General features: G+C 67.2%; 16 protein-coding genes and 1 tRNA gene. 9 read left to right on the top strand and 8 right to left on the bottom strand.

Annotated features, from left to right (window positions below; all coding sequences use genetic code 11):
• Positions 1 to 86: 86 nt before the first annotated feature.
• The gene (locus tag ABD156_RS31815) at positions 87 to 1,322 is read right to left on the bottom strand and encodes an FHA domain-containing protein (RefSeq protein WP_344282244.1); all 1,236 of its coding nucleotides are present in this window, start codon (positions 1,320 to 1,322) and stop codon (positions 87 to 89) included.
• Positions 1,323 to 1,452: 130 nt separating this feature from the next.
• Here ABD156_RS31815 and ABD156_RS31810 point away from each other — a divergent pair.
• The 7 genes from ABD156_RS31810 to ABD156_RS31780 all read left to right on the top strand — a co-directional run bounded on the left by ABD156_RS31810 (position 1,453) and on the right by ABD156_RS31780 (position 6,895).
• A tRNA-Leu gene (locus ABD156_RS31810) sits at positions 1,453 to 1,538 on the top strand.
• Positions 1,539 to 1,936: 398 nt separating this feature from the next.
• Positions 1,937 to 2,683 (top strand): hypothetical protein, encoded by a 747-nt coding sequence (locus ABD156_RS31805; protein ID WP_344282241.1) that lies wholly within the window; start codon positions 1,937 to 1,939, stop codon positions 2,681 to 2,683.
• The gene (locus ABD156_RS31800) at positions 2,676 to 2,990 is read left to right on the top strand and encodes a hypothetical protein (RefSeq protein WP_116201986.1); all 315 of its coding nucleotides are present in this window, start codon (positions 2,676 to 2,678) and stop codon (positions 2,988 to 2,990) included. The genes ABD156_RS31805 and ABD156_RS31800 overlap by 8 nt, the downstream gene beginning before the upstream one ends.
• A 30-nt stretch (positions 2,991 to 3,020) precedes the next feature.
• Positions 3,021 to 3,782 (top strand): hypothetical protein, encoded by a 762-nt coding sequence (locus tag ABD156_RS31795; protein WP_344282237.1) that lies wholly within the window; start codon positions 3,021 to 3,023, stop codon positions 3,780 to 3,782.
• Entirely contained in the window at positions 3,782 to 4,336 is a 555-nt protein-coding gene (locus tag ABD156_RS31790; RefSeq protein WP_344282234.1) for a hypothetical protein, read from the top strand. The genes ABD156_RS31795 and ABD156_RS31790 overlap by 1 nt, the downstream gene beginning before the upstream one ends.
• A gap of 20 nt (positions 4,337 to 4,356) precedes the next feature.
• Positions 4,357 to 4,806, top strand: a complete 450-nt coding sequence (locus ABD156_RS31785) for a hypothetical protein (protein ID WP_344282231.1) — start codon at positions 4,357 to 4,359, stop codon at positions 4,804 to 4,806.
• 40 nt (positions 4,807 to 4,846) lie between these two features.
• On the top strand, positions 4,847 to 6,895 hold the full coding sequence (locus tag ABD156_RS31780) for a hypothetical protein (RefSeq protein ID WP_344282228.1): 2,049 nt from the start codon (positions 4,847 to 4,849) through the stop codon (positions 6,893 to 6,895).
• Here ABD156_RS31780 and ABD156_RS31775 read toward each other — a convergent pair.
• The gene (locus tag ABD156_RS31775; RefSeq protein ID WP_344282225.1) at positions 6,857 to 8,386 is read right to left on the bottom strand and encodes a hypothetical protein; all 1,530 of its coding nucleotides are present in this window, start codon (positions 8,384 to 8,386) and stop codon (positions 6,857 to 6,859) included. The two genes, ABD156_RS31780 and ABD156_RS31775, sit on opposite strands and share 39 nt — an antisense overlap.
• A 215-nt stretch (positions 8,387 to 8,601) precedes the next feature.
• On the opposite strand from ABD156_RS31775, the gene ABD156_RS31770 reads away from it, so the two are divergent.
• On the top strand, positions 8,602 to 10,608 hold the full coding sequence (locus tag ABD156_RS31770) for an ATP-binding protein (protein ID WP_344282222.1): 2,007 nt from the start codon (positions 8,602 to 8,604) through the stop codon (positions 10,606 to 10,608).
• Here ABD156_RS31770 and ABD156_RS31765 read toward each other — a convergent pair whose 3' ends face one another.
• The 5 genes from ABD156_RS31765 to ABD156_RS31745 all read right to left on the bottom strand — a co-directional run bounded on the left by ABD156_RS31765 (position 10,609) and on the right by ABD156_RS31745 (position 14,761).
• Complete coding sequence (locus ABD156_RS31765) at positions 10,609 to 12,228, bottom strand: hypothetical protein (RefSeq protein WP_344282219.1); 1,620 nt, start codon at positions 12,226 to 12,228, stop codon at positions 10,609 to 10,611.
• Positions 12,229 to 12,276: 48 nt separating this feature from the next.
• The gene (locus ABD156_RS31760; protein WP_344282217.1) at positions 12,277 to 12,612 is read right to left on the bottom strand and encodes a hypothetical protein; all 336 of its coding nucleotides are present in this window, start codon (positions 12,610 to 12,612) and stop codon (positions 12,277 to 12,279) included.
• Between the two features lie 36 nt (positions 12,613 to 12,648).
• On the bottom strand, positions 12,649 to 13,383 hold the full coding sequence (locus tag ABD156_RS31755) for a S1 family peptidase (protein ID WP_344282214.1): 735 nt from the start codon (positions 13,381 to 13,383) through the stop codon (positions 12,649 to 12,651).
• 125 nt (positions 13,384 to 13,508) lie between these two features.
• Entirely contained in the window at positions 13,509 to 14,267 is a 759-nt protein-coding gene (locus ABD156_RS31750) for a S1 family peptidase (protein WP_344282211.1), read from the bottom strand.
• Between the two features lie 119 nt (positions 14,268 to 14,386).
• Positions 14,387 to 14,761 (bottom strand): FKBP-type peptidyl-prolyl cis-trans isomerase, encoded by a 375-nt coding sequence (locus ABD156_RS31745; RefSeq protein ID WP_344282208.1) that lies wholly within the window; start codon positions 14,759 to 14,761, stop codon positions 14,387 to 14,389.
• A 164-nt stretch (positions 14,762 to 14,925) separates the two neighbouring features.
• Here ABD156_RS31745 and ABD156_RS31740 point away from each other — a divergent pair, with 164 nt between their 5' ends.
• The gene (locus ABD156_RS31740) at positions 14,926 to 18,141 is read left to right on the top strand and encodes a penicillin acylase family protein (RefSeq protein ID WP_344282205.1); all 3,216 of its coding nucleotides are present in this window, start codon (positions 14,926 to 14,928) and stop codon (positions 18,139 to 18,141) included.
• Here the strand turns inward: ABD156_RS31740 and ABD156_RS31735 are convergent.
• A complete protein-coding gene (locus ABD156_RS31735; RefSeq protein WP_344282202.1) occupies positions 18,095 to 18,961 on the bottom strand; it encodes an EamA family transporter in 867 nt (288 codons plus the stop codon). The two genes, ABD156_RS31740 and ABD156_RS31735, sit on opposite strands and share 47 nt — an antisense overlap.
• Positions 18,962 to 18,963: the final 2 nt, after the last annotated feature.

Raw genomic sequence — 18,963 nt, 5'->3', positions numbered from 1 at the left:
CGCCTGTGCCTGCAAGCCGCGGCGCCACGCGCGCCGCGGATCCCCCCGCACGACAATTCTGCGGGAACCCTGTGGACGGTCTGCGATCAGCCCTGGGTTCGGAACACCAGGGACGAATGGCCCACCCTGATCACGTCGCCGTCGGCGAGCTGCCACGTCTGCACCGGAGTGCCGTTGACCGTGGACCCGTTGGTCGACCCGATGTCGGCGAGCGTCGCGCTCTGGCCGTCCCAGGTGATCTCCAGGTGCCGCCGGGAGACGCCGGTGTCCGGGAGCCGGAAGTCGGCGTCCTGGCCGCGGCCGACCACGTTCGCGCCCTGCTTCAGCGAGTAGGTGCGGTTGGAGCCGTCGTCCAGCTGGAGGCTCGCCTGCAGCTGCCGTCCCGGAGCCGGGGCGCCCTGCTGCGCGTACGGGTCCTGGCCGTAAGCCGCCTGCTGCTGGCCGCCGTACTGGTCGTACCCGCCCTGCTGGCCGTAACCCTGGTCGTAGCCGCCCTGCTGGGGCTGGCCGTAACCCTGGTCGTACCCCTGCTGCGGCTGCCCGTAGCCCTGGTCGTACCCGCCCTGCGGAGCCTGGCCGCCGTAGCCCTGGTCGTAGCCCTGCGCCGGGGGCTGGCCGCCGTAACCCTGGTCGTACCCCTGCTGCGGCGGCTGCCCGCCGTAGCCCTGGTCGTACCCGGGCTGCTGGCCCTGGCCGCCGTACTGGTCGTAGCCCTGCGCGGGGGGCTGGCCGCCGTAGCCCTGGTCGTAGCCCTGCTGCGGCTGACCGCCATAACCCTGGTCGTACCCGGGCTGCTGGCCACCCTGCTGTCCGTAGCCGTACTGGCCCTGCTGGCCGTACGGGTCACCCTGGTCGTATTGGCCGTAGCCGGGGGGCTGGCTCATTGGTGGGTCTCCTGCGTTGCTGGGTCGTGCCGACCGTGACGGCCCTTCCCCCGCAGTGTCGCGGGCGTCGGGATCGACGGACGAACGGGTCTTGAACTGTCCAGTATGCAGCGCCTCGTTGCGCTCGAGTGATACGACGACGTCACCATAGGTGTCCCAGCCCTGTGCGGCGAGGTGTTCCGCCACCGCCCTCGCGAGAACCCCGGTGACCCGCTGCTCATCGCCGGCCATGCGATCGTGGTCAGCCGCCCCCAAAGACACGATGTAGTGATTCGGGGCGAGCTGCCGACCGCCTGCCAGCTCACGAACGTTCTCCTCGCCTTCCCTCTCGAGCGCAACCGCCACTTCCTGCGTGACGACGTTGCCGCCGAACATGCGCGCGAAAGTATTCCCCACCAGGTTCTCGAGACGCCTGTCAAAGCGCTCAACGCGACCCACCGGGGACAACCTCCTCACACGTGTGCTTCCGCATCGATCCTATCCGGGGGAGGAAGGGTTGGGCATGCCCCCGGTGAAACCCGTCAGAAGGCCCTGCTAAGCTTTGCTGGCTGCCTCAAGGAAGCAACTCGGGCGAGTGGCGGAATGGCAGACGCGCACGGTTCAGGTCCGTGTGTCCGAAAGGACGTGAGGGTTCAACTCCCTCCTCGCCCACCATGGTCAGAGCCCCAGTCGCTTGCGCGACTGGGGCTCTTTTCCGTTGTCGGTCGTTCCTTTGCCCCGGGGGCCGAGCCCCCGGACCCCCGCGGTGCCTTCGGCTGCGGTTCGCGGGTGGGTTGGGCCGTGTGGGTGTGCGTTGCCTGTTTGGGGCGGGCATATGCGCGGGTTTTTGTCGTCATGGCTGTGTACGTGGTGTGGGACACAGTTTGTTCGGGCAGCTTGGGGCGTGGGGGCGCTTGGGTGGTTTGTGCCTTGAACTGCGTCTCGGGGAGCGGTCTGTGTTGTAGCGTCGGAGTGCTTAATTGAATACGTACAGCTACTGCCGACAAGACCTGGGGAGGGCTTGATGGGGTTCACGACCCGGCCGGACGCGCTCTCCGAACGCGACAAGGAGCGTGACCGCAGTGGATGACGGCAGGTGGGGCTTCGAGGAAGCGGAGGACTGGGAATACGAGCAATCCGCGCGTGCTGAGGAGCCGGTCCCCGACGAGGATCGGCTCGTGGGGCGAGATCCTGATCGGATCATCTCGGTCACGGTCTCGCCGGGCGCGGAAGTATTGGCGGTAGCGGTCGATCGCGATTGGACAAGGGCGGTCGACCCGCGGGGCCTGCATTCGAGTGTTGTCGCGGCGGCGAACGCGGCCACTATGGCGGCTCTCGCTCGCCAGGTGGAAGACGTCCAGCGGAATCCGCCTGCCCCGCCCGACTTCGGCGGGAGTCAGTCACGATCGGCTGACGAGTCGCCGCTCAGCCCGGACGACATGCTGCGGCTGGTCGACGCGGCGACCAGCGAAATGAACCGTTTCACCGAGCAGGCGGCGGCGGTGGTCGATCGCCGGCTCACCGCCGAGAGCGCCGGCGGACATCTGAGCGGCGCGGCGATCAACGGTCAAGTAGTCGACATATCTATTGACCCGACGTGGGCGGGCAGCGTCCGCTCCACCGAGATCGCGAGCGAGATCAAGGACGTGCTGCAGCAGCTTCATGTCGCCACCACGCCGCCGGAAATCATCAACGGGCCGCAAGGGTCCGCGATTGCCGAGATCATGGGAATGCTCTACGACCCGCAACGGCTGTCGCGCCGAGTCGGCCTTCTGCCACCACTCAACGGCGAAACGACGGAGGAGCGACGCAATGACTGATGTAGCCGTAGCCTTGGCAGCTCTCCGGTCGGACGCGGCGACCTGGGACCAGACCGCGGACGGGCTGCAGCCGCCCAAAGGCGCGATCGACCCACTCGGTCTCGGTCCTCGCGAGGTGATGTCGTACGCCGCCTCGCACGGCTTCGACCGGCTCTACAACCAGACGCGCTCCACCATGCAAGACATGATCAACCAGGCGGAGGCCAACTTCCGCAACCTCGCCGGTGCGCTGCGGAAAGCCGCTGACGTGTACGAACGCGATGAGGAAGACCACCAGCATCGCATCACTCGGGCAGGCGGACGCTGACAGCGCGATGACAGGGAGGGGATTTTCACGATGACCGCCGCAACCGGAGACGACCCGATCATCGACCAGACGATCGGCAAGCTCAACGAGGTCGAACGCCTGGTCCAGCAACTATTCGACAAGGTCAACGACGTAATCAGCTGGGTGCCGGGATTCCTGTCGGACCTGATCGAACCTATTCGCAAGGCCATGGACGATCTCAACAAGAAAATGGCTGAATTCTGGGAATCTTGCAAGCATTTCATGACCGACCGGGGGCGTCCTAGCATTCTCAAGGCCACCGCGGCCAGTTGGTCAGACGGGGTCGGAAATCCCATCGGCGATCTCGCGGGCGCGATCTCTCTGGACAAGCTCAAGACGGAGATCGAGTGGCAAGGGCGAGGGGCCGAGGCGTACAAGGCCACGGTGCCGGCTCAGGCAAGCGGGTTGAACGCGCTGAAGGACCTGGGCTTGCAGATCCGAAACTCGCTGATCAATCTCGCTAACGGAATCGACAGCTTCTGGACTCAGCTCATCGGCGTGGTCACGGGGCTGGCGATCGCATTGGGTGTCGCGCTCGTGAGCGCGGCCACTGTCGTGGGCATCCCGGCCGCGATCGTGGTTCTGCTCGGCGCCATCGGAGCGGGCATCGCCGGGATTATCACGACCATCTCGGCTGTCGACTCCCTGACCGCCACTGTCACCAACGAGCAGCAGGGAATCCTGGACAAGGTCAAGGCTCTCGGTTCCACCTGGTCGGTTTCCGATACGGGGGCGATGTCGAGTCCGTCGGACTGGCGCATCCAGCAGTGATGAATCCCTACCAGCCAGCAGTGGCTCCCGATCGCTGGCTCCCTCCAGCGCTGATCGGGACGATTCGTGCCACCACCATGCGCTGGGGCTTGGCGAGTGCCGTTCTCGGCCTGCTCATGATCATCGCTATGCCCGTGTTCGGGTACCTTCTGCCCACTTCGTACGACGTGACAACAGTGGTCACGGTCGGCCTGGGGACGCTCGCGTCGGCTTGCTTGCTGATGTCCGGAGTCGGTCTGCTGATCGCCCGTTCCTATGTGGCGACCGGGTATCTCCGGTATCGAAAAGAGTACATGGCGATCGGAATTCAGCTAGGATCTGTTATTCCTGGATGGTTGGTGACCATCGCTTTTGTGCTCTGGTACATTGTCGTCGTCACGACGTCGGGCAGCTACATTGGCCAGGAACAACTGCACTTCACTGTGCCCATCGTTATTTACATGCTGCTTCCGGTTGTAGCGATGCTCATTAATTCAGTAAATTTGATTATTGTATTTTGTTTGTTCTTTCCGTCGCCTCGCAGGTTGAGCAGGTACAGTTCCAGGGCGGCGTAACCGAGTCGGATGGGCACCTGATGAGTGAGCTGGAAGCCCGGGTCGAGCGGTACTTCGAGGGCGACTGGCACGAGCCGGTGCGCGTTGTGGTGCTGGGGCGGGTCAAGGTGCGGCGCGATCGGCGGCGGGCTGATCGGTCGCTCGGGTGTGTGGCGGAGACCGTTCTGGAGATTTTCGCGCATCTCGCCTGGCCCGTTATGGGGCTTTGGGAGTTCGTGACGGTTCCCAAGAGAAAAAGGAAACCGGTGGCGGTGCCCAGCGGGCCGGCTCGTGGGCAGGCTTACGAAGTGGCCTCGAGGTTGAAGGGGCGCGGGGAGATAGCTGTGGTGCGCGGGGCGGCGCGGGTGGCGTTGGTCGAGGTGGGGGAGGGCGCGCCGGTCGTGGTGTGGCAGGGACAGGCGCGGTGGAGTCCTTCGCCTGCCTGTTTGTACTGGGAAGACGGCTCGATGTTGCTGCTGGCGCCGCAGTGAATCGGTAAGCTGGCGGTCACTCGGGGTGAGGGGTGGACTGGTGCACAACGAAGTCGGGTCGGTCGGCAGCGGTGGTTCTCTCGTGCAGGCGCAGTACATCGGCACGGTCAACCAGCAGCTGCCCGGGCCCGAACGCGTGGTGCCGCACGAGACGCCGCGGGCGTTGCGGCGGTTGGTCGGGCGGGAAGAGCAGATCAAGGCGTGTCTCGAAGATCGGCGCGCGCCGCTCGTGGTGTTCGACGGGTTGACCGGGGTCGGGCGGCGGGCGTTGGCGCGGTATGTGGCTGAGCAGGTGAAAGACCGTTATCCGGGCGGGGCCTATTACACGGACTACGCGACCCACACGGTCGACGGGGAGACGGTGATTTCGGCGGCGCTGCGGTCCTTGCTGCGCCGGGACGGGGTCCGCGACGAGGTGATGCCCGCCGAACCTGGGCTGGCGAGTCTGTGGCGGAGCCGGTCGTCCGGGGCGGCCGCGGTGATGTTGCTGGAGAACGTCACGGAAGCCGAGCAGTTTCTGCAGTTGATGCCTGGCGGGCGGGATTGGCTGGTGCTCGTCGCGGGGCGGGTGGAGTCGCCGATCGAGATCGACGAGGTCGGCGGCAAGAGGGTCCGGGTCACTCCGCTCGACGAAGCGCAGTCGGCCCAGTTGTTTCGTGAGCTGAGCGGGCTGGACGGCGATGATGCGCTGCTGGCGGAGATTCTCGGCTACTGCGGCGGCTTGCCGTTGGCACTTCGGAACGCCGCGACGCTCGTCGTGGTCGGGCGGTGTCCTTCGTTGCCGGAGCTGGCGGCGCGGCTGCGGCGTTCGCGTGCCGAGCTGATGCGGACCGACCGGGGGCCGAAGAAGGGGGAGCCGGTGTTTGAAGCGACGTATCAGGAAGCGACGGAACCGGCGCAGCGCGCGTATCGGCTGCTCGGCGCGTATCCGGCGATCGAGTTCACCGCGCCGGTCTTCCACCTGCTGCTCGGGCTCGACGAGGCGACGGCGGGAGACATCCTTGCCGAACTGGTTCTGCTGAAGGTGCTTCAGGAAGATCGAGGCCGGTACTCCATGCATCCGCTGGTCCACGACCACGCGGCGTCCCTTTCGGGCTTGGGCGACGAGGAGATCCACGAGGCGCTCGCCCGGGTGGTGCGAGGGTTCCGCGACGTCGCGTACTACGCGGACGCGGCGATGATCGAGGTCAATCGGTACCGGGTCGCGGGCGTTCCGGAGATTTCGGATCCCTTCACCGGCGACCGGCGGGCCAACGGGCTTGCCTGGTTCGAGGAGAACCGGCGCGCGCTGCACGAGCTGCTGCCGGTGGCCAGTGAAATCGGCCTGGTGGACGAGATTTGGCAGATCGCCGAGTCGCTCGCGGCCTACTACTTCGATCGCAAGCGGCATGCCGATTCGCTCAGCAGTCTCCGGCACGGCATCAAGGCCGCGGAAGAAGCCGGGAATCGTGCCGCGGAGGCACGATTGCGCAGCCTGGCGTCGCGTCCGTTGACGGATCTTGAGCAGTTCGAGCAAGCCGGGGAGTTCGTGGCACGCTCTCTCGAACTGGCGGATCAGGACGGACATCTGGTGCTGCGGGCGTCGGTGCGGGAGTTCGCCGGTCGGTACCACGATGTGGTTGGGCAGCCGGAACAAGCGCAGCAGCGGTATCGCGAATCGATCGAGTTGAACGAGGTGGCCGGGGAAGCGCGTGGTGAGGCGCTGAGCCGGATGTTTCTCGGGCAGTCGCTCGGCGACGCGGAGGGGTTGCGCGAACTGGAAGCCGCGCATCGGGCGTTTGGCGAGATTGGCGACGGGCGGTTGGCTGCGCGAGCCTTGCTGATTACCGGGCAGGTGCGGGTGCGCATTGGGGTGCCGGGCGGAATTGACGCGTTGATCAAGGCTGCGGAGGCGTTCGAGGCGAGCGGCGCGACGTTCTACGAAGCCCAGGCGCGGGAAGCGTTGCACGCGGCGATGGCCGATGAGAGTCCGGAGGCGGCGCGTAGCCATCTGGAGCGGGCGATTCGGCTGTATCGAGAGCTTGGCAGTCCGAGGGCGGACAAGCTGGCGTCAGAAAACAACGGTGGTCTCGACGGAGCCGAGTCGTAGGGACAGCGGACGTTGTGCGCGGCCGGTCGCCAGGCAGGCGTGCAGGGCTGATGCCAGTGCGGCGACGTCAGCAGAGCCGGTCACGGTGAAGGTGTTGCCGTCTCGGGTGTGGGCGACGCATCCGTCCGGGATGGCGGCCGCGGCCAGTGTGCAGGCGGGGTGGAGTCGCAATGCGTTGGCGCACCAGGATTCTGGTGCTGGGAGCAGTGCGGTTCGGGTGAGCACGGTGGCGTTGCCGATTCGGCCGAGGTTGTCGTCGCTTTCGTCGGCGACCACGTGTCTCAGGTTGGTCGAGGCTCGTTCGGAGTCCGGTTTCCATTCTTCTACCGAGCGCGGGAATCGGTGCAGGGTAAGGGAATCTGGTGCGGTGAACTCCGGATAAGCGGTGAAGGCGAGCGGAACGGTCTGGCGTAGTTCGGGGTCCGGTGCGCGCAGGAGTTCGAGGGGGCGGGCTTCCAGGCCTGCCAGGCGGAGTACGAGCGAGTGCAGTTCAGCGGTCGCGCCGTGCGGGTTGGCGAAGGTGCGTTCGGCGAGATCTTGTTGCCAGTGCTGGGTTTCCGCCGCTTCGATCTGGTCTCGTAGCGGGCGGTCCCAGGCAAGCCGGGAGGCGTGCCGGCCGAGCAGTTCGGCACTGGTGCCGGGGACGACCTCGGCGCCGAACGCGCCGAGCAGCAAGGGCCGGCCGGTCGCGGCTGCCAGCAGGGAGACCGAGCCGTGGTCGCCGACGACGACGTCCGCGGCGACGATCGCGGCCTGCCATCCGCGTTCCGGCGGGAGAAGCAGAAGCCCGGCGTCTTCGGCGGCGGCGAACCACGAGCGGATCTGGAAGGGGCGGTAGCGCGACCAGACGTTGGGGTGCAGGACGAGGCCGACGGCCGCGGAGTCGTAGTCGAGGGCCGCCAGCAGTTCGGCGGGAAGCCGGGGGCGGCGGCCGATCAGCGAGGTTTCTCCCCAGGTGGAGCTGACCAGCACGAACTTCCGGCCGGTCACGCCGAGCGCGGCGCGGTAGTGGTCGCGATGCGGTTCGCTCCGGAGCAGCTGCTCGAACTGCGGATCGCCGACGAGGACGGTTTGCCCGTCTGTCAGCGGGTCTGCGTCGTGCAGTTGCTTTCTCTGGCTCGGATGGGAGAGCGCCATCAGCACCCGGCCGGACCGCAGCGCGGTCGACGGGATCAGCCCGGAAAGCCGCGTGCCGGCGGACCCGGAGTCGGGAACGTACTTGTGGAATCCGACGCCGTGCGGAAGGACCAGCACTGGTCCGCGGATGTGGTCGAAATCAATGTTCTCGCTGGCCGTGATGGCGAGTGCGTAATTGAGCTTCGGAACATTTTCCCAGGGGGTGCGATGCGCTTCCGCCCTGGCGAGCAACTCCTCGACGCCCGCGCTGAAGCGGGACCCGCGGTCGACCGTGAAGGTGAAGCGAATCCGCTGGTCATCCTGGAAGAGACGGCAGACTTCGAGCAGCTTGATCGCCGAAGTCCAGGTGCGCACGACTCCGAGCACGACGACCGGGTCGAAAGTCCGCCACCTGCTTTGCTGCTTTGCTGCTTTGCTGCTTTGCTGCTTTGCTGCTCAATTCAATTCTACCAAATCCGTCCTAGAATTCCTGGTCAGAACCTTACCCGGCCCTGATCGTGGTGAAGGGCTGGACACGGACGGTGACGTTTCCGGTAGCCTGAGCCGGGACCAGCTGGGCGGGGGCAATGGTGAGCGACAGCAACTACTTCGACGGCCAGGCGGACAAGGTCTTCCAGGCGCGCAACGTCTACGGCGACGTGCATTTCCACGCGCCGGAGCAGCCCGCGGCGCCGGCGTTGCAGGTCCAGGCGCCGCCGAAGCACTACCGGAACAACGAGCCGCAGCTTGATCTGCTGACTGAGATCCATGACGCAGCCTTGGACCGGGTCGCGATCGCGATTGTGCGGGGTGCGCCGGGCAGCGGCCGGACGACCCTGTGCGAAACCTGGCTGCACCAGCATCAGGACCGGTTCGACCGGTTCTACGAGGTGCGGGTGGGCCATCGGGCGGGCGCGGACGTGCTGGCCGAACTGCTGTCCAAGCTGGGATACGGTCCGGACGAGATGCCGGCGAGTCTCGAGGGGCGCGCGGCGATGTGGCAGTCGCGGACCGCCGGGTTCAAAGTCGCGCTGCTGATCGACGACGCGTTGAGCGCGGCCGAGGTCAAGGCGCTGCTGCCGACGCACCCCGGGGCGTACGTGCTGGTGGTCGGGTCGGGGCTGGACGCGTTGCATACCCGGCATTCCGCGCGGGACGTCGAGTTGGAGCCGTTGGGCGACGAAGCGGCGCTGGGCATCCTGACTGAATTGGTCGGCGAGGAAAAGCTCGCCGCGGAGCCGCAGCAGCGGGACGAGCTGCTCCGGATCTGCGCTGGTTCTGCCGCGGAAATCAACGTCGCGGGCATGATCCTCGCGCGCCAGGGCGGGACGGTACAGCGGCTGATCGCACGGATCCGGGCGAAAGGCACCCTGGCCAGCGCGGTCTACGACGTTGCCTACGAGTTGCTGGGCGAGCCCGAGCAAGCGGCGTACCGGCTCTTCGGCGCGCATCCGGGCGACGGCGGCGTTGGGCTGAAAACCGTGGCGGCGTTCCTCGCCCTCGACGAGTACGACACTGAGGACACGCTGGAGAAACTGGTCGCTGCCAAGCTGATCGAGGTCATCAGGGGTCGCTACCGGATGTCCGAGCTGGCGCGGATGCACGCCGCGACGCTGGCCGGCGAGCTTTCCGAGGCGGTGGTCGGGTACTACGCCGAGCAGGGGCTCCGGATCGCGGAACGCGCGCTGCCGACCGGCTGGCCAGCGAGGATCTGGTCGGGCTTCGCGCCGGCATCCGAGGGTGACGCTTGGGAGTGGTTGTTCGCGGAGCAGGCGAACCTGCTCGCCGCGGCGGAGGTCGCGTTGCAGGCCGGGGCGCACGAGGACGTCATCCGGCTGGCGAGGGCGTTGTGGCCGGTCTACAAAGACGGCGCTTACCCCGTCGAGCTGGCGGCGGTGAGTCAAGACGCGGTCCAGGCCGCGCAGGCTGCCGCGATGCCGGTCGCCGAGGGGTTGGTCCGGACTCAGCTCGGATTCGCGTTGATGCAGCGGCGGAATTGGGCTGCGGCGCGGGAGCAATACGCCGCGGCGGCCGAGCTGGCCACGACGCCGGAGGAGCATGCGTCGGCGCTGGAAGCGCGCGGGCTCGCGTTCTTCGAGCCGGGGTTGCTCGCGCGGCAGCAGGGGCGGGCCGAGGAAGCGGTTTCGCTGTACAGCCAGGCGGAAGCCTGCTTCCGGGAAAGCCTTGCGCTGGCCGAGCAGATCGGCGATCCACGTCGGCTCGCGTTGATTCGGATGCATCTGGCCAAGGTCGTGTCGCCGGAGGAGGCGGCCGTTCTGCTGGCGCAAGCGGAGCAGGGGCTGAAGAACGAGCCGGGCAATCTGGTGAAGATCCGGCTGTGGCAGGGGCGGAAGCTGATCGAGGCCGGGGCGTACGAGGAAGGCGCGGCCGCGCTGGCCGAGCTCGACTCCTCGGCGGAGAAGGCCAAGCTGCAGCGGGAACGGATCGCGGCGTTGCGGTCCCGGGCGGAGGCGGCGCTTGCTCGCGGCTACCGTGACCAGGCGAAGGCACACGCGGAGGACGCGTTGGGCATTGCGCAGCTGCACGGGTTTACCGCCGAGGCGACGGATCTGCTGATCTGGATCGAACAGCTCTGACTATCCATAGTGGACGGTGAGCTGGACTTCATGCTTGCGGCCGCCCGCGGTGAACGGAAGTTGTTCGGGGAAGTCGAGGCCCAGCCGGTCGCGCGTATACAGCAGAGACGGCACGGCCTGCGGCAGGTCGGTGCCGGTGAAGGAGACGACCAGGCCGTCGCGGCTGCCGGCCAGCCAGCCTGATCCGGCTGGACAGGCGGCCCATTCGCAGCCGGGAAATTCGGCGAGGGTGAGGGCGATCCAGCGGGCTGGGTCGGGGAATCTGTCGCCCAGCACGATGTCGGCGCGGCGCAGTTGACGTGGATCGGGGCCGTCGACGTGAACGACCAGGTGAGCGTCGGGTGTGGCACCGGCGAATCTGGTGACTTCGTCGCCTCGGACCTGGATCCATTGTGCGCCGGGCTCGGGGCGTTGGACGTGCGGCAGCGGGAACGCGGTGAATCCGGCTGGTTGAGCTGGTGGCGGGAGGTTGAGGGTGCGGTAGCCGAGGTCGGTCAGGAGGGCCGCGGACTGGCCGGGGACGCTGGTGGCGAGCGCGGTCGCGGCGGCCAGGTCTGCGGGCTGGGTCGCGGTGCGCAGTTGGTCGGCTAGGTTTTGGCTGGTCAGCATGGGGGCGGCGCGCAGTAGAGCGGCTACCGGGGAGTCCGGGTCGACAGCTTCGTGTGGCGCTGCCGCCAGCAGGACTGGGGTGCCTAGGCAGGCGGAGTAATAGGTGACGGAGCCGTGGTCGCCGATGGTGACGTCGGCGGCTACTGCGGCTGCTTGCCACAGATCTTCTTCCGGGAGGACGATTACTCCCGCCCGTTCGCAGTCTTGAAGCCACATTTTCAGCTGCCACGGATAATGGCCTTGGCCGATGTTGGGGTGCAGGGCGAGGACGACGGCGAATTCGTCCAGCGGCAATTGTTGCGCGATACGGGCGGGCAGCTCGGGGCTGGATCCGTAGGACGAGAGGCGGCCCCAGGTGGACGAGATCAGCACCAGGGTTTGCCCGCCGGTCACGCCGAGGGCCTGTCGGTAGGATTCGCGCAGTTCCCGGGCGTCTCGCAGGCGGTCCAGACAGGAATCTCCGGCGATGACGGCGTGGGCGGCGGCTTCCGGGCAGTACTGCCGCAGGCGGGTGAGCTGCTCGGGATGGGACAGGACGTGATGTTCGGCGATCACCTCGCCGTTATGCATCAGCCATTGCTCGGACAACCCGAAAACCGGTTTCCGGTTTCCGGTTTCCGGTTTCCGGTTTCCGGTTTCCGGTTTCCGGTTTCCGGTTTCCAAGAATTTATTATAACCCATTCCGTGCGGCAAAACCGTCAGCGGAGCGCGTAATTCATGCAATTTTCCGCCGTAACTCGCCGCCAAAGCCCAGTCGAAGTCCTCCGCGACGACGTCTTCCCAAGGCTCCAGCGGGATCCCCCGCGCGGCGAGGTACTCCTGCGTCCCCCGCGTGAACGCGCTCGAATCCGGGCAGGTGAACACCACCTGCACCCGGTGATCCCCGGCGAACAACGGCAGTACGTCCAGCAGCCGGGTCGCCGCGGTGACGTTGTGCACTACCGCCAGCAGGGTCCGTTCCGTAGGCACAGTGCGCCATCGGGGCGGCACGGGGTAGGACGACGAAGGCACGGAGAGCGATCCTACCGATCGCGCTCCGTGCCGGTCGCTCGAAAAGCCTCAGAGGCTGATATTGCCTTGTACGTCACGCAGCTGGACGACCTTGGCCCCTTCGGCCACGGTGCCCACGTGGTTCGTCACCCCGCCGCTGCGCGCCTCTTGGTGCACCTCGAACTCGGTGCGCAGCGCGGCGCCGAACTCCGGGTCCTGGCGGCTGACCTCGTCGAGGCGTTCGGCCAGCGCGGTCACGGTGGCCGGATTCTCCGGGGTGGCCGCCTCCAGTTCCGCGGTCGCCTTGCTGTTGCCGGAGAACTTGCGCTTGACCAGGTCGTACAGCCCGGTCGCGGCCTTCGTGGCCAGCGCGGTGGCGACAGCGGTCAGGATCGGCTCGGGCATGCGACTCTCCTCAGGTCGACGGCCCTTCCACCGTACTCACTTCGCGTGCTCGTCGATCCAGTCGGCGATCACATCGATGCGCGACGTCGTCTCCGCGCCGGTGTGCGGGCAGTCCGGGCCGTTGTTCTCGATCGAGATCAGCTTGCCGTCGGTGAAATACGGCGCGCCCGTGTCGTAGGTGCACGCGCTCGTGGACGCTTCCGGCGCGACGCCGTGAATGCCGACTGTCGTGCCGCCCACCGACGAGATCTTCATCGTGCCCTGCTGCAACTGCTTGGACGGCACCGGATTCTGCGCGGTCCGGCTGCCCCAGCCGGCCAGCGTGACCTGCTGCCCGACGCCCGGCACCAGGTGGTTCGCGGCGAGCGGCGTGATGCCGGAGACCGGACTGTCGAGCTGCGCCAGCGCGACGTCGTTCGGTCCCGCTTGCAGAACCTGCGTGACCTTGCGCTGGACGCCTTTTTCCTTGGTCTCGTCGACCAGGCCCAGCGACACCGTCGTCGGGTACGGCACCGGGCCGGACACCCGGTTCTTGTTGGCGTCGTGGAAACAGTGGCCGGTGGTGACGATCCACTGCGGCGCGACGAGCGCTGCCGAACAGAAGCTCGAGTACGTGCTTCCGTTCGGCAGCGGGATTCCGGTCATGCTCAGCTTCGCGGCGAAGCCGAATTGGCCTGCTGGGACGTCAGAGCCGTTCGCGACGGCCAAGGCCGGGCTCGCGGTGAGGATGGGCAGGAGAACTGCTGCGGAGATCGCGGCGCGGACGCGCATTCTGTCCCTTCGTCCGGTGCCACCGGCGGACGCCGATGAACTCGGCCTTCCACGCTAACGACACCGTCCGCGATGCGGAATTCCCTTGATGGGCGACGAAAACCGACCGATCTCGCGACTTGCCCTCACTGAGTGTGCGAGGCGATCCAGTCCTTGAGGATGTCGACGCGCGCGGTCGTCTCCGGAGTGGCGTGGGGGCAGTCCGGGCCGGTCGACTCGACCGAGATGATGCGGCCGGTGTGGTCGCCGTCGTCGACGAAGTACGGCGCGCCCGAGTCGTAGCTGCACGCGCTGGTGTCCTTCTTCGGTGCGACGCCGACGATGGTCGCGGTGGTGGCGTCCGAGCCGACGACCTGCATCTCGCCCTGCTGCAGCTTGTCCGACGGCTTCGGCGAAACCTCGGTGAGGCTGCCCCATCCGGCGAGCAGCACCTTCTGGCCGGTGGTCGGCGCGGCGGGCGAGACGGTCAGCGGCTTGATGTCGGTGACCGGGGAGTCGAGCTTGGCGATCGCGACGTCGTTGACGCCCGCCTGCTGCACCTCGGTGACGTTGCGCCGTTCGCCCTTGCCGGGTTCGTCGGTGGTCGAGCCGAGAAGCACCGAAGTCCCGTACGGCACCGGGCCGGAGACCGGCTTGCGGTTGACGTCGTGGAAACAGTGTCCGGCGGTGATGATCCACTGCGGCGCGATGAGCGAACCCGAGCATCCGCTCGAATAAGTGGTGCCGTCCGCCTTCGGGATGACAGGCATGGACAGCTTGGCCGCGAACGGATACTCGCCGGGCGCCACATCGTTGCCGTTCGCGACCGCGGACGCAGGCGCGGCCACGGCTAGCGCGGCGCCGGCGGCGAGGAAGGCAGCGGAAAGGGCGGCACGCAAACGCATGAAATATCCTCCGGAAGACGACTACTCAATGCGAACGTAGGCGTCTCCGGTTTCCCCCGAAAGGGGGATCAGCCGGGGCTGCCCGATCGGGCTTGCCCGGCTGCCCGCGTTTTCTTGAATCAGCTCACGCCGACGAGATCGACGACGAAAACCAGCGTTTCGTTCGGGGCGATCACGCCGCCCGCGCCGCGTTCGCCGTACGCCAGGTGCGGCGGGATCACCAGCTGGCGGCGGCCGCCGACCTTCATGCCCGCCACGCCCTGGTCCCAGCCCGGGATGACCTGGCCCGCGCCGACCTGGAATTCGAGCGGCGCGCCGCGGTCGTAAGAGGCGTCGAATTGCGCGCCGGTGGAGTGCGAGACACCCACGTAATGCACGCTGACGGCATTGCCCGCCTTGGCCTCGGGGCCGTCGCCGACCGTGATGTCTTTGATCTGCAGCTCGGCGGGCGGCGGTCCGTCCGGGCGCTCGACTAGGGGCTTTTCCACGCTCATGGGGCTCACCGTACCTATCGGTCAAACGCCGCGCCTGATGGACCGCTACCAGGGACGACTACTCCCAACGAGGGGATAAACGCGAAAACTCTTCACATGTGCCCTACTCGTCGGTAGCGTGCGCTGGGTCACCCTGGGGAATCCTTCGTGGACGGAGCTGCGGCATGCGACGACGCATCCCAATCCTGGCCGCGGGCGCGGTAGCCGTGCTCACGGCCGGGCTAGTGCAGATCGGAACCGCGGCACCGGCTTCCGCCGCGTTGCCCGGCAACGACTATTGCGCTGGCCAGTGCAACGACATCCTTCCGCCGGGCGAGAACGGCAGCGCGACGCTCGCCGAAATCCTCGCCAACAAGGCGTTCGGCACGCAGCCTGGGCACGCGGACGACCAGCTCGGCAAATACGCCGACCTGGCGGGCGGGTACAAGACGCTGACCACCGACACCATCGGCAAGTTCTTCAACGACTCGTCCTTCGGCGTGCCCGCCGACCAGGTCGCGAGCACGCTGAAACCGCGCGACGACGTGACGATCACGCGGGACAAGGCCACCGGCGTCCCGCACATCCAGGGCACGACGCGGTCCGGCACCGAGTACGGCGCGGGATACGCCGCGGCGCAGGACCGCTTGTGGCTCATGGACATCATGCGCCGGGTCGGGCGCGGCCAGCTGACGTCGTACGCCGGCGGCGCGGAAGCGAACCGCGAGCTGGAGCAGTCCTTCTTCGCCTCCGCGCCCTACACCGAGGACGAGCTGCAGCAGCAGATCGACGCGGTGGCGGCGAGCGGTCCGCGCGGCCAGCAGGGGCTCGCCGACGCGAAGGCGTACATCGAGGGCATCAACAAATACATCACCGATTCGCACAACGGCCGGTACTTCCCCGGCGAATACGTGCTCACTGGGCACGTCGACGCGATCACCAACGCGGGCACCATCGAACCGTTCAAGCTCACCGACCTCGTCGTACTCGCTTCGGTGGTCGGCGCGCAGTTCGGTGCCGGCGGTGGCGGCGAGGTGCAGAACGCGGTCGCGAAGCTGGCGCTGCAGGAGAAATACGGCGTCGAGCAGGGTGAAAAGGTGTGGCAGAGCCTGCGCGCCGAGGATGATCCCGAGGCCGTGAAGACCCTGCACGACGGGCAGAATTTCCCGTACGGCAACACTCCGGCGAACCCGCAGGGCGCGGCGTTGCCGGACAAGGGTTCGGTGACGAACCAGCAGCTTGTGTTCGACCAGACCGGCTCGGCGGCCGCCGCGCAGGCGAAGGTGAAGGTTTCCGCGCCGAAGGACCAGGAATCCGCGCGCGGCATGTTCGACAACGGCGTGCTGCCGGGCAACATGCTCAAGGAAAAGCACGGCATGTCCAATGCGCTGCTGGTGTCCGGCGCGAAGACCGCCAGCGGACATCCGGTCGCCGTGTTCGGTCCGCAGACCGGGTATTTCGCGCCGCAGCTGTTGCTGCTGCAGGAAATCCAGGGCCCGGGCATCAGCGCGCGCGGCGCGTCGTTCGCCGGGCTCAGCATGTACGTGCTGCTCGGGCGCGGCCAGGACTACTCGTGGAGCGCGACGACCGCGGCGCAGGACATCATCGACACCTACGCGCTGCCGCTGTGCGACCCGAGCGGCAAACCGGCCACAAAGGACTCGAACTACTACCTGTACCAGGGCAAATGCCTCCCGATGGACACCGTGGAGCGCAAGAACGCCTGGTCGCCGACGGTCGCGGACGGCACCGCGGCCGGGTCCTACACACTGCGCAGCTACCGCACGAAGTACGGCCCGGTGACCTCGCGGGCGACGGTGGACGGGAAGCCGGTGGCGTATTCGTCGCTGCGGTCTTCGTACTTCCACGAGGTGGATTCGCTGATCGGGTTCCAGGAATTCAACGACCCGGGCTACGTGAAGTCGGCCGCGGACTTCCAGCGCGCCGCGAACGACGTCAACTTCACCTTCAACTGGTTCTACGCCGATTCGAAGGACATCGCGTACTTCAACTCCGGCGCGAACCCGGTGCGCAATTCCACTGTGGACCCGATGATGCCCGCGTGGGGCGATCGCGGCTTCGACTGGAAGGGCTGGAACCCGGCGGGCAACAAGGCCGACTACACGCCCGCGTCCCAGCATCCGCAGTCGGTGAACCAGGACTACTACGTCAGCTGGAACAACGCCCAATCCAACGGCTACGCCTCCGGCGGCGCGGACAAGTCGGCTGTGCACCGTGCCGATCTGCTCGACGCGCGGGTCAAGGGCCTGCTTTCCAGCGGCACCAAGGTGACTCGGGTCAACCTGACCCAGGCGATGGAGGACGCGGCACTGGCCGACCTGCGGGCGGAGAAGGTGCTGCCGTTGCTGCTGCAGGTGCTCGACAAGGCCCCGCTCACCGGTGCCGCCGCGGACGCCGAGGCGAAGCTGAAGACGTGGATGGAGCACGGACACCAGCGCGTCGAGTCCAGCCCCGGCAGCAAGACCTATAACGACGCCGACGCGATCCGGATCATGGACGCGTGGTGGCCGCTGCTGGTCACCGGCGAGTTCAAGCCGTCGATGGGCGACGACGCGTTCGGCGCGATGACGAACGTGCTGCAGATCAACGAAAGCCCGTCCGGCTTCCAGAACGAGACGCCGGGCAAGCACGTCGGGCAGCCGCACCAGGGTTCGGCCTACCAGCACGGCTGGTGGGGTTACGCCAGCAAGGACCTCCGCACCGTGCTCGGACAGCCGGTGGCAGGCCCGCTCGGCGCGAAGTTCTGCGGCGGCGGCGACCTGACCGCGTGCCGGCAGACGCTGGTCGACTCGCTGACCACGGCCGCCGGTCAACCGGCGAACACCGTGTACCCCGGCGACAGCGACTGCTCGGCGGGCGACCAGTGGTGCGCGGACTCGATCATCCAGCGTCCGCTGGGCGGCATCGGGCACGGCAAGATCAGCACGCAGAACCGGCCGACGTTCCAGCAGGTCGTGGAGTATCCCGCGCATCGCGGCGACAACGTCTCGAACCTCGCGGCGGGCAAGCCGGTGAACGCCTCCAGCGCGGAAACCGGGTTCTACAACTCGCCCGCGTCGAACGCGGTCGACGGCAACGCGGGTACGCGCTGGGCGAGCGATTGGAGCGACAACCAGTCGATCACCGTGGATCTGGGCTCGGTGCAGCAGGTTTCGCGGGCGGTGCTGTCGTGGGAGAAGGCGTATGGGAAGGGGTACAAGATCCAGCTGTCCACGGACGGCACCGACTGGCATGACGCCGCTGCGGTGACGGACGGGAACGGCGGGGTGGGCAACGTCTCGTTCGCCCCCTCAGACGCGCGATTCGTTCGGATGCAGGGGGTCTCGCGCGGGACTAAGTACGGGTATTCGCTGTATGAGTTCGAGGTTTACGCGCACTGAGTTCTGCTGCTACTGACGTGATGACGAGAACCGCTCCGGCCAGCATGATCGGCCGGGGCGGTTCTTTCATGAACAGGACGCTGATCAGGCAGGCGAGGATGGGGACGGCGTAGGCGTAGGTGCTGACTAGCGCGGCGGAGGTCGTGCGCAGGAGCCAGGTGTAGAGGCCGAAACCGGCTAGCGAATCGACCAAGGCGAGGTAGCTGAGCGCCAGCCAGGAAGCAGTGGTGGGCTGGTCGACCACTTCGCCGGTTGCCACGCCGACGGTGAGGAGGACGGTTCCGCCGCTCAGCAATTGCACGGTGGTGGTCGCGTATGGCCCGGGGAGGTTGATTGTGCGGGCGGTCAGGACAGTGCCGATCGCCCAGACGAAACCGGCCGCGGCTACGACGAAGGTCCATGGGTTGGCCTGCGCGCCGGTCAGCAGGGCGACGCCGGAGAAACCAACGAGCACTCGCAGCAAACCTGCTCGGCTCGGGCGTTCGCCGAACGCTGCGTTCAGCACGGTTACCCACAGCGGAAGCGCGGCGACCACCAGCGCGGCGGTTCCGGCGAAGGTCGTGCGTTCGGCTAGTGCCACGGTGCCTTGCGCGCCGAGCAGGCAGATACCGCTCGTCGCGGCGGTGGCGATCTGCCGGAAGTTCAAGCCGCGCAACGCGGTTGGCCGGAGCGCGAGTAGTGCCAGACCCGCGGCGAGAAATGCGGTGCCGGAAGCTGACAGTGGCGGCAGGGTGTGCGCCATGACTCGCATCGCGGGAAACGACGTTCCCCAGCACAGCCAGAGGCCCGCCAGCGCGAGATAGACCATGTACTTCAGCACAG

The organism is Amycolatopsis albidoflavus (assembly GCF_039525725.1).
GTDB classification, from domain to species: domain Bacteria; phylum Actinomycetota; class Actinomycetes; order Mycobacteriales; family Pseudonocardiaceae; genus Amycolatopsis; species Amycolatopsis albidoflava.
The sequence above is the reverse complement of the archived record's forward strand: the minus strand, read 5'-3'. Positions and strand labels throughout refer to the sequence as shown.

What these genes read in the sequence shown, in the direction of transcription:
- ABD156_RS31760 (WP_344282217.1), bottom strand. Translation starts at nt 12,612, where the DNA reads ATGCCCGAGCCGATCCTGACCGCTGTCGCCACCGCGCTGGCCACGAAG.
- ABD156_RS31740 (WP_344282205.1), top strand. Translation starts at nt 14,926, where the DNA reads ATGCGACGACGCATCCCAATCCTGGCCGCGGGCGCGGTAGCCGTGCTC.
- ABD156_RS31755 (WP_344282214.1), bottom strand. Translation starts at nt 13,383, where the DNA reads ATGCGCGTCCGCGCCGCGATCTCCGCAGCAGTTCTCCTGCCCATCCTC.
- ABD156_RS31795 (WP_344282237.1), top strand. Translation starts at nt 3,021, where the DNA reads ATGACCGCCGCAACCGGAGACGACCCGATCATCGACCAGACGATCGGC.
- ABD156_RS31750 (WP_344282211.1), bottom strand. Translation starts at nt 14,267, where the DNA reads ATGCGTTTGCGTGCCGCCCTTTCCGCTGCCTTCCTCGCCGCCGGCGCC.
- ABD156_RS31785 (WP_344282231.1), top strand. Translation starts at nt 4,357, where the DNA reads ATGAGTGAGCTGGAAGCCCGGGTCGAGCGGTACTTCGAGGGCGACTGG.
- ABD156_RS31790 (WP_344282234.1), top strand. Translation starts at nt 3,782, where the DNA reads ATGAATCCCTACCAGCCAGCAGTGGCTCCCGATCGCTGGCTCCCTCCA.
- ABD156_RS31800 (WP_116201986.1), top strand. Translation starts at nt 2,676, where the DNA reads ATGACTGATGTAGCCGTAGCCTTGGCAGCTCTCCGGTCGGACGCGGCG.
- ABD156_RS31745 (WP_344282208.1), bottom strand. Translation starts at nt 14,761, where the DNA reads ATGAGCGTGGAAAAGCCCCTAGTCGAGCGCCCGGACGGACCGCCGCCC.